General features: G+C 56.3%; 13 protein-coding genes and 2 pseudogenes. 9 read left to right on the top strand and 6 right to left on the bottom strand.

The annotated features are described in order from the left end of the window. Positions 1–14 precede the first annotated feature (14 nt). The 3 genes from IB267_RS17075 to IB267_RS17085 all read right to left on the bottom strand — a co-directional run bounded on the left by IB267_RS17075 (position 15) and on the right by IB267_RS17085 (position 3106). The gene (locus tag IB267_RS17075) at positions 15–866 is read right to left on the bottom strand and encodes a carbohydrate ABC transporter permease (protein WP_192449251.1); all 852 of its coding nucleotides are present in this window, start codon (positions 864–866) and stop codon (positions 15–17) included. After that, positions 866–1684, bottom strand: coding sequence for a carbohydrate ABC transporter permease (locus IB267_RS17080; protein ID WP_192449252.1), 819 nt, complete (start codon positions 1682–1684; stop codon positions 866–868). The genes IB267_RS17075 and IB267_RS17080 overlap by 1 nt, the downstream gene beginning before the upstream one ends. 186 nt (positions 1685–1870) lie before the next feature. Next, complete coding sequence (locus tag IB267_RS17085) at positions 1871–3106, bottom strand: ABC transporter substrate-binding protein (protein WP_192449253.1); 1236 nt, start codon at positions 3104–3106, stop codon at positions 1871–1873. 95 nt (positions 3107–3201) lie between these two features. Here IB267_RS17085 and IB267_RS17090 point away from each other — a divergent pair, with 95 nt between their 5' ends. The 4 genes and pseudogenes from IB267_RS17090 to IB267_RS17105 all read left to right on the top strand — a co-directional run. Then, positions 3202–4161: a helix-turn-helix domain-containing protein gene (locus IB267_RS17090; RefSeq protein ID WP_371742554.1), complete on the top strand. Its 960-nt coding sequence runs from the start codon at positions 3202–3204 to the stop codon at positions 4159–4161. A 338-nt stretch (positions 4162–4499) separates the two neighbouring features. After that, a pseudogene (locus tag IB267_RS17095) lies at positions 4500–4589 on the top strand (IS6 family transposase); the annotation flags it as partial. Between the two features lie 515 nt (positions 4590–5104). Next, complete coding sequence (locus tag IB267_RS17100; RefSeq protein WP_192448676.1) at positions 5105–6085, top strand: Gfo/Idh/MocA family protein; 981 nt, start codon at positions 5105–5107, stop codon at positions 6083–6085. 153 nt (positions 6086–6238) lie between these two features. Then, positions 6239–6683: pseudogene (locus IB267_RS17105) on the top strand (IS6 family transposase); the annotation flags it as partial. 344 nt (positions 6684–7027) lie between these two features. Here IB267_RS17105 and IB267_RS17110 read toward each other — a convergent pair. The 3 genes from IB267_RS17110 to IB267_RS17120 form a co-directional block, all read right to left on the bottom strand. Further along, a complete protein-coding gene (locus IB267_RS17110; protein ID WP_192448677.1) occupies positions 7028–7411 on the bottom strand; it encodes a hypothetical protein in 384 nt (127 codons plus the stop codon). Between the two features lie 145 nt (positions 7412–7556). Beyond that, a complete protein-coding gene (locus IB267_RS17115; RefSeq protein ID WP_192448678.1) occupies positions 7557–8594 on the bottom strand; it encodes a LacI family DNA-binding transcriptional regulator in 1038 nt (345 codons plus the stop codon). Between the two features lie 183 nt (positions 8595–8777). Next, entirely contained in the window at positions 8778–9203 is a 426-nt protein-coding gene (locus IB267_RS17120) for a heme-binding protein (RefSeq protein ID WP_192449255.1), read from the bottom strand. A gap of 85 nt (positions 9204–9288) precedes the next feature. Here IB267_RS17120 and IB267_RS17125 point away from each other — a divergent pair, with 85 nt between their 5' ends. The 5 genes from IB267_RS17125 to IB267_RS17145 are packed head-to-tail and all read left to right on the top strand — an operon-like array spanning position 9289 to position 14889. Beyond that, positions 9289–10188 (top strand): SMP-30/gluconolactonase/LRE family protein, encoded by a 900-nt coding sequence (locus IB267_RS17125; protein ID WP_192448679.1) that lies wholly within the window; start codon positions 9289–9291, stop codon positions 10186–10188. Then, entirely contained in the window at positions 10185–11705 is a 1521-nt protein-coding gene (locus IB267_RS17130) for a sugar ABC transporter ATP-binding protein (RefSeq protein ID WP_192448680.1), read from the top strand. The genes IB267_RS17125 and IB267_RS17130 overlap by 4 nt, the downstream gene beginning before the upstream one ends. 23 nt (positions 11706–11728) lie before the next feature. After that, the gene (locus tag IB267_RS17135) at positions 11729–12751 is read left to right on the top strand and encodes an ABC transporter permease (protein WP_192448681.1); all 1023 of its coding nucleotides are present in this window, start codon (positions 11729–11731) and stop codon (positions 12749–12751) included. 21 nt (positions 12752–12772) lie between these two features. Next, entirely contained in the window at positions 12773–13867 is a 1095-nt protein-coding gene (locus tag IB267_RS17140; RefSeq protein ID WP_192448682.1) for a substrate-binding domain-containing protein, read from the top strand. Between the two features lie 56 nt (positions 13868–13923). Then, the gene (locus tag IB267_RS17145) at positions 13924–14889 is read left to right on the top strand and encodes a sugar phosphate isomerase/epimerase (protein WP_192448683.1); all 966 of its coding nucleotides are present in this window, start codon (positions 13924–13926) and stop codon (positions 14887–14889) included. The last annotated feature ends 49 nt before the right edge of the window (positions 14890–14938 follow it).

The raw sequence follows: 14938 nt of genomic DNA on the forward strand, positions 1-14938 counted from the left end.
AGATCATGGCCCTGTCATCCTTTTGTGGCGCCAAGCGTCAGCCCGGCGATAAAATGGCGTTGCATGAGAAAGAAGATGGCGGCAGGCGGCAACGCCGCGACGACCGCGCCGCCCGCGATGAGATTCCAGGCGGCGATCCATTGGCCCTTGAGCGCATAGAGCCCCGCCGTCACCGGCATAGCGTGTTCGCCCTGCACCATGACCATGGCCCAGAAGTAATCGTTCCAGACGAAGGTGAAGACGAGCACCGAAAGCGCGGCGATGGCGGGTCGCACCAGCGGCAGCACCACATGAATAAAGATCTTGATCTCACTCACCCCTTCGATCCGCGCCGCCTCAATGAGCGCATAGGGCAGCTGGCGAATGAAATTGCGCATGAACAGAGTGCAGAACCCGGTCTGAAACGCCATATGGAACAGTGCGAGACCGAGAATGGAGTCATAGACTCCCAACCGCAGTGCGAGATCGCGCACCGGGACCATCAGGATCTGGAACGGCACGAAATTGCCCGCGACGAACAGGAAGAAGATGAAGAGATTACCGCGGACCCTGTAGGTGCTGAGCGCGAAGCCGGCAAGGCAAGCCAGCGCGATGGCCCCCGCCACGGACGGCAGCGTGATCAGCAGTGAATTCAGGAGGTAATGGCCGATGGGCGAGCTGGAAAACAGCGCGCCGTAGTTTTCGGTGAAATCGATGCGCGACGGCGGACCGAAATAGTTGCCGGCCGCGAGGTCACCGAGCGGCCGAACCGATGTCATCAGCACGCCGATGAGTGGAAGCAGCCAGAAGACGAGGCTGACCGGCAGGAGCAGTCGGTAGGCCAGGCGCGTGGGGATGGAGGCTTTTGCGATCGGTGTGGGAAACATCATCCAGCCCTTTCTTTTTTGAACATGTGCAGGATGAAGAGGCTGATGAAGACCATCATGATGGCAAACAGAACTGCAGCAATGGCGGCGCCGTAACCCATCCGGTAGCCGAATTCCGACAGCGCCTGCTCGTACATGTAGAAGGAGAGCACGCGCGTAGACCCATAGGGGCCGCCCGCGGTCATGATCGAGACCAGATCGAAGGAGCGTAGCGAGCCGATGATGGTGACAACGACGGCGATGAAGGTGGCGGGCCCGAGCTGCGGAAGCACAACATGCCAGAACAGGCGGCAGCCCCGCGCACCATCCATGCGGCCCGCTTCGATCAGCTCCGGATTGATGTTGTTGAGGCCGGTGAGATAGAGGATCATGCAATAGGCAATCTGTGGCCAGAGACCGGCGGCGATGATGCCATAGGTGGCAAAGCGCTCGTCGGCCAGAATGGCGGTTTGGGCCCCCGCCAATGTCTTGATCAGCGCGGTAAGCAGTCCGAAATCCGGCGCATAGAACCAACTGAAGACGATGCCGACGACAATCTGGCTGAGGACAAACGGGAAGAAGAAGAGCGATTTGTAAAGTCGGATGCCCGTGACCGTCTGGTTAAGCAGTAGTGCAAGGCCTAGACCCAGGGGTGGCGCCAGCAGGAAGAACAGCAGCCAGAGCAGATTGTTGACGAGCGCTGTGTAAAAGGCGTCATCGTCGAAAAGCTCAATATAGTTGGCCAGTCCGATGAATGTCTTCGGCCCTAGCCCGTCCCAGTCATACAGGCTGAGCCAGAGGCTATCGGCAATCGGGTAAAGCACGCAGGCGGTAAACATCACCAACGCGGGTGCCAGGAAGGCAAAGGGCACAAACTGACGGCGCCAACTGGCGTGGCACGTCCGCCCCATTTCATGGGTCAGGGTTATCATGTGTTACTCCGCAGTGTCTGGAAGCAAGAAAACCGGCATCCGGAAAGGGCGTCATGCCCCGCCGGATGCCGTCGCAGCCTGAGCGCGTGGCGATCATTCGCCGTAGGCGCGGCTGCGGACCTTGTTCAGCCGCGCCAGGATGGCGTCGAGCTTATCCGGCGACTGCATGAACTGCTGGAAGCCTTCCATGCCCGCCTTGGCCATTTCCGCCGGCGCATCGCGGTCATAGAACTGGGCGAGGCCATAGGCAGTAGCCAGCGTTTCCGTCGCTGCCTTCAGCAATGGATCGTTAGGCGATGGCGACCGGTTATTGGCGGCGATCTGGCCTGTGAAACCGTTCATCTTTGCCTGTACGTCCGGGCGAGCGAGATAGGCAAGGAAGGTGCGCGCGTCTGCCTTGTTGTTACCGCCTGAAGCCGCGAAAAAGGCCTCTGTCGGCGCGTCTTCGGCACGTGGCACGCCAGGGGTCACCTCTGGAAATGGCACGAAGCCGATTTGCTCCGCCTTCAGCCCGCCATCCTTCATCATCGGCACCGCGAAGTTTCCCATCAGATACATGGCGGCCTTGCCCTGGACAAACTGCGGGATTGCCTCCTGCCAGTCGATGGCAGCATTGTTTTCCAGGAAATAGCCCGGCCTAACCAGCTCGGCCCATTTCTCAAATACGGCCTTCACCCTGGGATCTTCATAGGACACCTCGCCCGCCGTCAGGTCCATGTGGAATTCATAGCCGTTCACACGGAGGTCGAGATAGTCGAACCAGCCGCCCGCTGGCCAAAGAGCCTTGGTGCCAATGGCAAAGGGCGTGATATCAGCGGTCTTCAGCGCCGCACAGGCGGCCAGGAGTTCGTTCCAGGTCTTTGGCGGAGCGATGCCCAGCTTGTCGAAAATGTCTTTCCGGTAATAGATCGCCCAAGGGTAATAGGAATAGGGCACGCCCCATTTCTTGCCGTCCGCCTCGACCGACTTGGCGGAGGATTTCAGTGTGTCATCCAGCTTGTTTTTTTCCCAAACATCGGTCACGTCTTCCACCAACCCGGCTTTGACAAACGGCATCATGCGGTTGCCGGGGTACCAGGCGAAGATATCCGGCGGGTTGGCGGTGAGAAAGTTGCGGATCGCCGACTTGTAGCCCTCATGGTCAAAATTGTTCCATTTGACCGTGATGGCAGGATATTCTGCTTGGAAATCAGCAATGACGGCATCCATCATCTTCTTCGATGGCGGGTCGGTCTTGTCCGCGTTGATCACGAGTTCGCTCGCCAGGGCGGGCGCCGCGGCGAGGGCGGTTCCAAGGGCAAGGGCACGCAACATGTGCACGATAGGCATGTGTCTTCCTCCCGGTATCTCTCGCCATCTCCTTCGGCGAAAGCGGCAAACCTGTTGCCGTTGATAACGCCTTGACGCTAGGTTGGAATTCCGTAGTGTTCTACGCGGTTTTCCGACTTGGTTTCCTGTTTTCAAAGATCATGACTGTAGATCGACGAGAAATTGACTGGCTTGGAGGAGTTCCGGTTCGTCCTGAGCTGGGCGCAGCCTATCCGCTGGTCATCTATGGCGGCCACCGGCTCTGCGCCGGCTCGTTGACACGCGTTAAGCGTATGAAGACCCCGCACATGCACAGCCAGGTGGAAATGAACTTTGTGCTAAAGGGGGCGATGACCTATAGTTTCGACCAGCGGCGTATCACCGTGAACGCGAACCGGTTCTGCCTGTTCTGGGGCATGGTTCCTCATCAGGTGGTGGACTGCGAAGAGGAGACGGAGTTCGTCTGCCTCTATCTGCCGCTCTCGATGTTTCTTGACCTGCCGAATATCAATCAGCTTCGCGAAGCGGTTTTCCGCGGTAGCATGATCGAGCCCAATGAGGCCGATGACGGGGAGCGTGCGCAGTTCTTGCGGTGGCGTGCCGATCTCGTGTCCGGTGAGGACGAGGCGGCCGATATAACCAGGCAGGAGATTTCGGCGCGCGTTCGCAGGTTGGCACGGGACAATTGGCGGGACCTCAGGGAAAGCGCCTCGGTAGAGATGCCTGGCTTCGGCGACACCGTTGCTCGCGTCGAACACGTGGAAAGGATGCTTCGCTTTATCGGCGAGCATGCTTTGGAAGATATCGGCGTGCCTGATGTGGCCGCGCATGTGGGCCTGCACCCTAATTATGCGACATCGCTTTACCGGCGCGCGCTGGGCATGACCATCAACCAGGCGATTATCCAACACCGACTGGATACCGCGCAATCATTGTTGGCCTGTTCCGATATCGCAGTCACCTTGGTGGCCTTCGAAGCTGGCTTCGGCTGCGTGTCTCGTTTCTACCAGGCTTTTCACCGCCGCTTCGGTATCCGCCCCGGCGCCTACCGGGAACGCATCCGCCGGACGTCGTAAGCGAGACGTGTCAATCGGGCGCGATCAATCTCGCTCCGGTAATGACGATAGAATAGATTTGCGATCTGGCTGTGCGTTGAGAAGAGGATCTGGCAGCGTTATGGCCGGCTTTGGTGCATGGACAAGTTCAATTGTTATCGCCTATGTGACTGAGATCGAATCATCGTGATTGATCGGCCCTGCCGTCCAAACACAACGCTCGCCGTCACTACATTGGCTATCAATTCCTGGGCCAGGGCGATAGCTTATACGCGTCTGCTCGGAACCGGCGAACTTTCTGGAAGGTCACCTGTTGTCCGCTGCAAACACTGGTTTTCTGGTGCCGTTCTGCTGCTGCGAAACGAGAACGCATGATGCAGGGTTTCCGATCGGCCGGCAGCTTGCAGCGGTTCATTTCGATCTTCTCGGCGCTGCGAAATCTCTTTGTCACCCGTGACAACTCCTTACGAGACGTTGCGATCGCGAATTCCGCCGAACCCTCGATCGGATCGTTCACGCCACCGCCGCCGTGGCCTTCGTGCGCAACCTTGGAAAAGGTTCCCCCTTCATGGGTTAGCTGTCTGTTTGACAGGGTCAAGCTCCATACTACGATCCCTTGCTTGACAAATGATATGGTATCGATACCATAGGGACCCAGAACGTTGATGCAATGTCAGCGATATGGAGTAGCTCAAGTTTGGTCTTGTTGAGGCCTAATCAGGACTTCTTGTAGAAACACAATTGCCGTACTCGAGCTTGCGAAGATTCCGAGGGTTAGGCTCTTCGAGCACATCGATAGAAGGACACAATTGCCCTGGCTTCTCCATGGAATTGGGAGAAGGCTGGCCACAACAATGCTGATACAACAGTCGTCGCGTTTGCCCGAGCATGCTGAAGGGTCATTTTTCTGATGCAGACTTTGTATCACTTTGATTTTGCAACTGATACTTTGAAGGGACAACGAATGAAAACCAAACTTGGTTGGGGTATATTGGCGACCGGATGGATCGCTGAACTCTTCACGCAGGATCTCATCTCAGCAGGCCTCAGGGTCGCTGCAGTCGGATCCAGGTCACTAGGTAAGGCGAAGATCTTTGCCGAACAATTCGGAATACCGAATTTTCACGGGAGCTATGAGGCTCTTGTTGCCGATCCAGACGTCGATATTATCTACGTAGCAACGCCCCATCCCAACCATGTCGAAGCGTCACTTCTGGCCCTGAACGCCGGGAAGCATGTGCTCGTGGAAAAGCCATTTACATTGAATTCAAAAGAGGCTCGACAGGTTGTCGATCGGGCTGCCGAAAAGAAGCTTGTGGTCCTGGAAGCGATGTGGACGCGGTTCCTGCCTCACATGCTCAAAATCCGGCAGATCGTGGAATCGGGAGCCATAGGCGAAGTACGTTCCATCTCAGCCGAGCACCGGCAGTATCTTCCGGCTGATCCAAAGCATAGATTGAACAGGCTCGAGCTCGGTGGGGGCGCGCTCCTTGATCTCGGAATATATCCTATCTCCTTCGCTTGCGATCTTCTGGGCATCCCTACTTCTATTCAGGCATCAGCTCGTTTTTCTAGCACGGGCGTAGATGCGGAAATTGCGACTGTGATGCAGCATCAAGGGGGTGCTATTTCAACAACTGTCTCGGCGCTCGATTGTGCCGGTCCTAATGTTGCCGTCGTCTACGGCAGCAAAGCGCGGATCGAGATCGCTTCTGTGTGGTACATGCCGACTTCTTTCAAGATCGTCGATCAAAATGGCGTGGTGATTGAGGAGTTCGTGGAAGAGGTGCCCGGCCGTGGCATGCAGTTCCAGGCATTCGAAATGGAAGGTCTGGTCCGGACAGGAAATAATTCGTCGATCCTCGCTCCGGAACAGAGTCTGGCCATTATGGAGGTGCTGGATATGGTTCGGAAACAGATCGGCCTCGCATATCCCGGTGAATAGTGCGCTGAAGCTGTAGCTCAGATCGAGGGCGAGCCTTAAAGGACGGCTCGCCACTTTAGTTGCAATTGCAATTGCAAGGTTTCGGGCTTAGCCAATATGCGCAACGCTTGCCGGACGTTACGCACTCCTCGAGCAGGTGCATTGCAGGTTTCTACCGCTCGGCCGTCGCGCCGCGACGTCTGGCATCTGGACGAGGTGGTGGTTTCCATCGCCGGCCGCAAACACTGGCTTTGGCGTGCCGTTGATCAGGACGGCTACGTTCTCGACGAGATTGTTCAGAGCCGACGCGATACGAAGGCCGCCAAGCGGCTGCTCACCAGGCTACTGAAGAAGGCGGGAATGCCGCCCAAGCGGATCATCACCGACAAGTTCCGTTCGTATGGCGCGGCCAAGCGTGAGGTTATGCCGGCTGTCGAGCACCGATCCCACAAGGGTCTCAACAATCGAGCGGAAAATTCTCATCTGCCGGTGCGAAAACGAGAACGCATGATGCAGGGTTTCCGATCGGCCGGCAGCTTGCAGCGGTTCATTCTCGGCGCTGCGAAATCTCTTTGTCACCCCGCCTCACAAACGATCCGCACTGGCCATCCACCTCTAACGCTTGCACGCCATGGCGCACTGGAAAGCCGTCACGGGTGCCACCGCCTGATCTATAACGGCAACGCGGGCCGTCCGTTCTCCGAAAGGCAACGTGACAACTCCACACAACCTGCATGCATGTCTTTAGCGAGGGGTGTCTGCCCGCCGGCAATTTCATCTGCGCCGTCGACGAAGCCCGCGACATTATGGGAGAACGGTTTCAAGCTTCGGCTTGCAGGCGTTTAACGTCTCCGGAGATAGCTACGGTTCTTAAATGAAGACTACCCTTCATACCTTCACACATGGGTCTACCACTAGAAGGAGCGACGTTGGCCGGCGTATTCTTGGCGCTAGTGACGAATGCTACCTCTTCGGAAGCCCTTGTTTAAATTCTATGCGTATCCCGTGAGCGACTTTGTCATCGCGGTTACGTACATAGTGCAGGGGCTGAGGCGGCATTACGACTATAAATGGAAGCTCGTCCGCAGAATGTCCGCTTCCGCTTGGGTGGATTTCTTCGCCAGTCAGTCCATCAAAATCACTCGTTTGAGCCGCTCGATCCATGATGATAACCGACGGGAAACGATGGTGATGAACCTTTCCCGTTTCTCCGGGCGCCAGGGTAACTGAAAGCACGCGGATAAATTCATCCTCGTGCAACACCAAATGGTTCTCAGGCGCAGCAGTCACTGCATCCAATGCGGGATCCCATTCCGACGGGGCGCCATGACTTGGATGCTCAGACATTTCTTACCCTCTTTCTCGCTGGATCTGCGATGATATTCGGAATATCCGAGCAAGCTCCGCGCGGCAATTGAATTATGGTCTCTTCTAAAGGCACCATGTTAGCCTGAGGCCGAGTACAACTCGGTACCGCGCCGCGGCCACAGTATCAGGTCGTTTCTCGAACAATAAGTTCAAAACCCACATCAACCCGCTTGGGATACTGGCCACCGTCAATCCGAGTCAGAATAGCGTCTGCGGCTAAACGCCCGATTTCAAGGCGAGGAGTGCGGATGGATGTGATAGAAGGGACCATATGGGAGCTGATATCGAGATCGTTGAATCCGATGATAGCCAAGTCCTGCGGTATTTTCCTACCAGCACGCAGAGTCGCTCCAACAGCCCCAACGGCAAGTTCATCAGAAGAGCAGAAAATAGCATCGACGTTGTTTGCCGATTCGATGAGGTGCGTCGCCGCCACCGCTCCCGTTTCGAAATTCACTTTCCCCGGGTGGTCAACGTCCCAGTGAACCGATAGGCCTGCCTCTTGGACGACACCGAGGAATCCCTCACGCCTCCGCTGCGCGCGATAATCGTTTTTCATACTTGAGCCAAGAAATCCAAGGCGCCTGTAACCCCGTTCGAACAGATGGCGGGCGGCGGCCCGACCTGCCTCCTGATGCGATAGGCCGATATTGATATCGATCGCTTGATCCCCGAGTTCCAAAGCTTCTACCACCGGGATGTCAGCCGCCAGCAGCATTGCGCGCATCGCCTCAGTATGGTCTGTTCCGGAGAGCACAACGCCCTCCGGTCGCCAGCCAAGAATTCTCCAACAAGCAACTTCTTCCTCTTCAAGCGAATACGACCCGGAAGTAACCATCACCTGATATCCAAGTGGGCTGAGTACCTCTTCAGCTCCCTGAATGATGAAGCGGAAAACCCCGATCGAGACGGAGGGTAAGACGAAGACGACGATTTTTGAACGATTTGAAGACAGACGGCCAGCATACTCATTTGGTAGATAGCCGAGATCCCGGATAGCTGCTTGTACACGCAGGCGCAATTTTTCGGAAACAATGTGGGGTGAATTGATGGCACGCGATGCGGTCATCACGCCCACGCCGGCGCGCTCGGCAACTTGCTGAAGGGTGACCGCGCTGCGAGTGCCCGTTCGCGCGAGTTTGTCTGATTTTTTTTCGGTCATTCACGTCCCGTGCCAATTTGTCGAATAAGTAAGATATCGCGCTAGTTCCGCCGCAATCAAGCGCTGGCGTTTTTCACGTGTGATCGAGTAATACATCTCGGCGTTAATCGCGACTCTAGCCGTGCTTACCGACGTGAGAGCAATCCCACGGTACGGGATCGAAGTGGTCCAAATCTTCACTTGTCAGGTCGATGGTATTTCCGCACCGATTGCCATGAGCGCCGCGATGGCGACATCGTAATCTTGATCTCCGGTGCCAGAGCCAACTCCGATTCCCCCGACCAAATCGCCATCAATACGGATAGGAAGGCCACCTCGCAAACCAGTGACCTGTCCATCTGTGGCTAGGCCGATTGCGGAGCGTGCGCTTTCGGGAATCATGTCGGACGGCCGGCCGATGGACGCTGCCGTCGTTGCTTTGGCCGATGCGCTTTTCAGACTGAGAAATTTGGCACCCGTCATACGCAAGCTGCCAATTGTCACGCCGCTGGCATCTACAATGACAACACATTGGGGTTGGCGCAAACCATCCGCTGCACCGACTGCAGCCCACAGCATAAGGAGGGCTCCTTCATGTGTAAGTTGCCTGCTCGATTTTGTGAGCTCCATATCGAGAACCTTCTTGACATCAAAAATGGTATCGATACCATAATTCACATGCGGTCCCGTTGCAAGGATCGGAGGGGAGGCAAACGTGTCATTTTTTGAAATAAACCATCCGGTGTTCCGGAGTTACGTGCTCGCAAACGCGCCACTAAAACAGCTCGCATCTGGTTTTGCCTGGGTTGAGGGGCCGGTTTGGTTTGCAGACTCCGGATGCCTGCTGTTTTCCGATATACCGAACAACAAAATAATGCGCTGGACGCCAGGCGCCGGCATATCGATTTATCGTGACCCCTCGAATTTTTCCAATGGTCATACCCGAGATCGTCAGGGTCGGCTCATCAGCTGCGAACATGGTGAGCGCCGTGTAACCCGCACCGAACTTGATGGAATCGTCACGGTAATTGCCGACCGATACAAGGACAAGCGCCTCAATTCCCCGAACGATGTCATCGTTAAATCGGATGGGACGATCTGGTTCACCGATCCTCATTACGGGATCATGACTGACTATGAAGGCGCGCGCGCGGAGCAGGAACTGCCTTGTAACGTCTACCGCGTCGACCCCCGCAACGGAAACATTGAAGCTGTCGTCACAGATGCCAATGGCCCAAATGGTCTCGCCTTTTCACCGAACGAAGACAGGCTCTATCTGGCAGATACAGGGCGGATGTTCGGTGGGGATCCAACCCACATCAGGGCGTTCAACTGCAGCACCAGCGGGACGCTAAGCGGTGGCAACGCGTTTCACACAATCACGCCCGGAGTGGCGGACGGATTGCGTGTCGATACTGACGGCAACATCTGGTCGTCAGCTGCTGACGGGGTGCATTGCATTTCGCCTGAGGGGGAGCTTCTCGGGAAAATACTAGTACCCGAGACCGTGTCCAATGTTTGCTTTGGGGGGCGGGCTCTCCATCAGTTGTTCATCACCGCTTCGACGAGCCTATACGCCGTGTCGCTAAATCGTCGGGGAGTGAACTTGCTATGATCAACGCCGCCACTTTCATAAACAATGATACGGTTGAGCACGCCGGACTGGTATTCTCCAACATCGAAAAATCCTTCGGCGGTACACATGCGCTTCGAGGCGTGTCGATGCGCGTCAAGCGTGGCGAGGTCGTTGCCTTGCTTGGCGAAAACGGTGCCGGGAAGTCCACTCTGATCAAAATCCTCGGTGGTATTTACACACCGGATCGCGGTCAGGTGCACATAGACGGACAGCTCTACAGTCATGCGCCTGGCCGGGTTAATCACGCACAACCTGTCGCGTTCATTCATCAGGACCTGGGCCTGATTCAATGGATGAGTATCGCGGAAAATATGGCGCTGGCGCTCGGCTACCCGCGGAAATTTGGTCTTGTCGATTGGGATGCTGTTGGCGATGCGGCGCGGTCGGCACTCAGGACCGTCGATTGTGACATTGATCCGTCTACGCGAATTTCGGATCTCGGCCACACGGAAAAAGCGTTGGTGGCAATTGCCCGAGCGCTCGCGGTTAAGTGTGACTTCTTGGTACTGGACGAGCCAACAGCAAGCCTGCCAGCTGATGAAGTGGAGCGCCTGTTTAAGGTCATGCGAACCATACGCGACCAAGGCGTGGGCATGATTTACGTCTCGCACCGGCTCGATGAAATTTTCCGAATTGCTGAACGTGTGGTCGTTCTACGGGATGGACTTGTTGCTGGAGCACGCGAAGTCGCAACCACGGAGCCGGACGAACTCGTCAATCTGATCGTCGGGCGCAAGACGCGTGATTTCTCGCGTCCCGAAGTCCATCCTGGAAAGCTGGCGCTCCATCTAAGTAACTACATGACTGGGACCGTTGGGCCGGTTGATCTCGAGCTACTCCGGGGCGAAGTGGTTGGCCTTGTCGGCTTGCGCGGAGCCGGTCATGAGGAGGTTGGCAGGAGCCTGTTTGGCGAGATGCCGCACATTGGCCGAGTTCTGCTAGACGGGGCCGTTCCTAATCTATCAAGTCCACGCTCAGCCATGGCGTCCGGCATAGGACTAGTTGCGCGTGAGCGAACGGTGGAATCGCTCGCAACCGCGCTAACTATTCGGGAAAACGCCTTTATCAACCCCCTTGCAAGCGGTCGGACGCTGCTCTCCTTCCGCAGTCGCGGCGAGGAAGAGCGGCATGCGATAGCGCTTGGTCGTGAAGTGGCACTGTCGCCCAATGATCCGACGCTTCCGATAGAGGCTCTTTCTGGTGGCAACCAGCAAAAGGTCATTGTCGGACGGTGGCTATCGACCAATCGCAAGTTGTTGGTCGCGGAAGATCCCACGGCTGGCGTGGATGTGGGCGCCAGGGCCGAAATCTATTCATTGCTATTTGATGCCGTCTCAAAAGGTATGGCGGTTCTCGTGGTTTCAACTGATTTCGAGGAAATCGCCGATATCTGCCATCGAGCACTGGTGTTCAGTCGCGGCAAGGTCGTCGCCGAGCTCTCAGGCGACAATCTCACAACACCGTTTCTCATAAGCGCCGCCTCAGCGAGCGAATAAATCCCATCGGGAGGACAATACATATGCAATCCCTTCAATCCGACGCGCTTGAACCGACCGCTGCCGACCTGCGGGGTCTATCGGTCACCGAGAAAGCCACGCGACTTGCGCCCGTCTATGGCCTGGTTTTTCTGACGATCGCCCTAATCCTCATATTTTCCGTCATGATGCCGAATACATTTCCGACCTTGCTGAACGTTCGCTCGGTTGTCTCAGACAAGTCGATCATCGCGATACTGAGCCTTGCGGCGATGATCCCCATGGCGGCAGGGCGCATTGATCTCACTGTCGGCTACGGCATTGTATTGTGGCACATTCTCGCCATCTCTTTGCAGACCGCACTTGGCCTGCCTTGGCCGGTTGCCGTGGCAGTAGTCTTGCTACTTGGTGCCGTGACAGGCCTGATAAACGGGCTGTTGGTTGAAGTCGCCAAGATCGATGCGTTTATCGCAACGCTCGGCACTGGAACCGTCCTTTACGCTCTCGCTCTTGCCCATACCGGCGGCCGGCAGATCATGGGAACTTTGCCCGAGGGATTTTATGCCATCAATGGCACATTTCTGTTCGGCGTGCCGATCACGGGTTTCTATGTCTTGGCGATCACACTGCTGTTGTGGGTGGTGTTGGAGTACACGCCCGTTGGCCGTTATCTCTACGCAATCGGCGCTAATTCACGCGCCGCGACCTTGAACGGCATCCCGACCCGCAAGTTCGTTATGGGCGCCTTTCTTTCGTCGGGGCTCCTCACGGCTTTGGCCGGAGTAATCCTGGCATCTAAACTGCGCATTGGCCAAGCCAGCGTAGGCCTTGAGTATCTTCTGCCGGCGCTCGTGGGAGCGTTTCTCGGCTCGACAACCATTCGTCCTGGCCGCGTCAACGTTTGGGGTACCATCATCGGTGTCACCATTCTAGCGGTCGGGATTTCAGGAATTCAGCAAATAGGTGGGTCGTTCTGGGTGGAGCCGATGTTCAACGGCGTAACCCTACTCGTGGCCATCGGATTTGCTGGATATGCACAGCGGCGCAAGGGCGCTGCCCGCAAGTAACCAACTCTGGGAGGAGTGATAATGCTGAGAAGAACTGTTCTACTTTCTATGCTCGCGCTGTCTGTGTCGATGCCAATGGCATTTGCCGACACAAAAGCAGACGCGCAGGCCTTTGTCGACAAGTATGCGACCAAGGTCGAAAAATGGGATGGTCCGACCAAGGGTCCAGTTGCCAAACCCGATCAATCGATCGTCATCGTTGCCGGCGATCTGCGCAACGGCGGGGTTTTGGGTGCTGTCGAGGGAATGAAGGAAGCTGCTGCCGCGATTGGCTGGAGCGTTCGTGTTCTCGATGGCCAGGGTTCGGTCTCCGGCCGGGCAGCCGCCATGGGACAAGCTCTCGCCACCTCACCCAATGGCATCATCATTGCAGGGGTGGACTCAGTCGAGCAGAAACAGAGCGTGGAAGCCGCAAATAAAGCCAACATTCCGGTCGTTTCCTGGCACGCAAGTTCCAAAGCCGGGCCACTCGAGGAAGATGGCATTTTCGGGAATATCACCACTGACCCTGACGCCGTTGCCGACGCTGCAGCCTACTGGGCCTATCTCGACGCGGGCGGCAAACCTGGTGTCGTCATTTTCACAGATTCGACCTATGAAATGGCCATTGCTAAGGCGGATCGCCTGAAAAAGACCATCGAAGATCTTGGTGGAACTGTGCTGGAATATGTCGACACCCCGATTGCAGACACGTCGACCCGTATGCCGCAATTGGCATCGACTTTGCTCCAGAGATACGGCACCAAATGGACTCATTCACTGGCGGTCAACGATCTCTACTTTGATTTCATCGCCCCATCGTTGAGTGCGGCGGGCCTCGGCGGAATTGATCGCCCGATCAATGTCTCGGCCGGCGACGGATCTGCATCAGCGTATCAGCGCATTCGTGCCAAGCAATACCAGGCCGTAACCGTGGCCGAACCCTTGAGCTTGCAGGGTTGGCAAGCAATTGATGAGATGAACCGGGCGCTGGCGGGGCAGGGATGGTCCGACTACGTCACGCCATTGCATGTCGTCACGACCGCCAACATCGAATTTGATGGCGGAGCCAACAATACGTTCGATCCACAAAATGGTTATCGCGACGAGTACATGAAGATCTGGGGCAAGAAGTAACGCTTACCCAGTTTGGGGCGGCAGCGCATCTGCCGCCCATTGCCCAAGGAAAACTCATGACACAATGCCCCCGTCCGACTGTCGACATCGTGCCGACTGCTATCTCCGGATCTTTGGGAGAACCGGTTTTTGCCGCAGGGATGCTGCAATTTCCGTCCTCCTATAGCAATTGTAACGATGTGGCCGCAGCAACCCCGAACCAATGGTATCGGATGTTGAAACCAGTCGCCGTTGAAGGTTTCAAGGCTCTGGAAATCTCCAATGGGTGGCTGGATATTCGCAAACTTGACGATGGGCGACGCAGCGAATTTGCAGGTGTCCTGGCGGATCTCGATTTGACCGCGATCGGCTGCGTCGTTGCCAACCGTTCCCTGGCGGATCGTGGCAACCGATGCTCCCATCTCGAATATACGAAAGACGTTATCGCCAGTGCCTCACGCCTCAATATACCCTATGTCTGCCTTGGCTTGCATAGCATGGTTCCACGACAGCCCGGGGGTCCGTTCTGGTTCTGGAACCAGCGACAGACCCTTGCAGATCCACAGGAGTGGGATGAAACGGTCGCTGCTCTCCGGGAGCTCAGCGTCTATGCAGAAGATCTCGGTGTAAGAGTATCTCTGGAGCTATTCCCCGATACCTTCGTAGGTTCAGCGAATGATGCACTGCGAATGTTTGACGCCGTTGATCATCCGAGCTTTGGTCTCAATCCTGATCTGGGCAATTTCGTTCGCCTGCAGTCTGACATTATCGACTGGGAGCAGATGGCGTTGGATTTGCTGCCGGTCACGAACTACTGGCATGTAAAGAATTATGCCTATCTGGAGCACCCACAAACGGGTCTGACACTCACACATCCGGCTGCCCTGCCGGCAGGGCTTATCAACTACCGGAAGCTACTGACCTTCGCTCTGCAGGATGGGTATGCAGGCCCGGTTATCATCGAACATTATGGTGGCGACGGCCTGGCCGTCAGCGGTGACGGTCTGCGTTATCTCGGCCGCGTCGTCGAAGCTCTCTCTTAGCGAGATGACCTCAGCACACTTACCGATTTCCACCTTTATCAAGGATCTA

This window comes from Ensifer sp. ENS09, from assembly GCF_014852425.1.
In the GTDB taxonomy this organism is placed as follows: Bacteria; Pseudomonadota; Alphaproteobacteria; order Rhizobiales; family Rhizobiaceae; genus Ensifer.

Bases quoted from the DNA above. Each gene is read 5' to 3' on its own strand.
- IB267_RS17110 (WP_192448677.1), bottom strand. From the start codon at position 7,411: ATGTCTGAGCATCCAAGTCATGGCGCCCCGTCGGAATGGGATCCCGCA.
- IB267_RS17135 (WP_192448681.1), top strand. From the start codon at position 11,729: ATGCAATCCCTTCAATCCGACGCGCTTGAACCGACCGCTGCCGACCTG.
- IB267_RS17130 (WP_192448680.1), top strand. From the start codon at position 10,185: ATGATCAACGCCGCCACTTTCATAAACAATGATACGGTTGAGCACGCC.
- IB267_RS17085 (WP_192449253.1), bottom strand. From the start codon at position 3,106: ATGCCTATCGTGCACATGTTGCGTGCCCTTGCCCTTGGAACCGCCCTC.
- IB267_RS17115 (WP_192448678.1), bottom strand. From the start codon at position 8,594: ATGACCGAAAAAAAATCAGACAAACTCGCGCGAACGGGCACTCGCAGC.
- IB267_RS17120 (WP_192449255.1), bottom strand. From the start codon at position 9,203: ATGGAGCTCACAAAATCGAGCAGGCAACTTACACATGAAGGAGCCCTC.
- IB267_RS17075 (WP_192449251.1), bottom strand. From the start codon at position 866: ATGTTTCCCACACCGATCGCAAAAGCCTCCATCCCCACGCGCCTGGCC.
- IB267_RS17080 (WP_192449252.1), bottom strand. From the start codon at position 1,684: ATGTTTACCGCCTGCGTGCTTTACCCGATTGCCGATAGCCTCTGGCTC.
- IB267_RS17100 (WP_192448676.1), top strand. From the start codon at position 5,105: ATGAAAACCAAACTTGGTTGGGGTATATTGGCGACCGGATGGATCGCT.
- IB267_RS17140 (WP_192448682.1), top strand. From the start codon at position 12,773: ATGCTGAGAAGAACTGTTCTACTTTCTATGCTCGCGCTGTCTGTGTCG.
- IB267_RS17145 (WP_192448683.1), top strand. From the start codon at position 13,924: ATGACACAATGCCCCCGTCCGACTGTCGACATCGTGCCGACTGCTATC.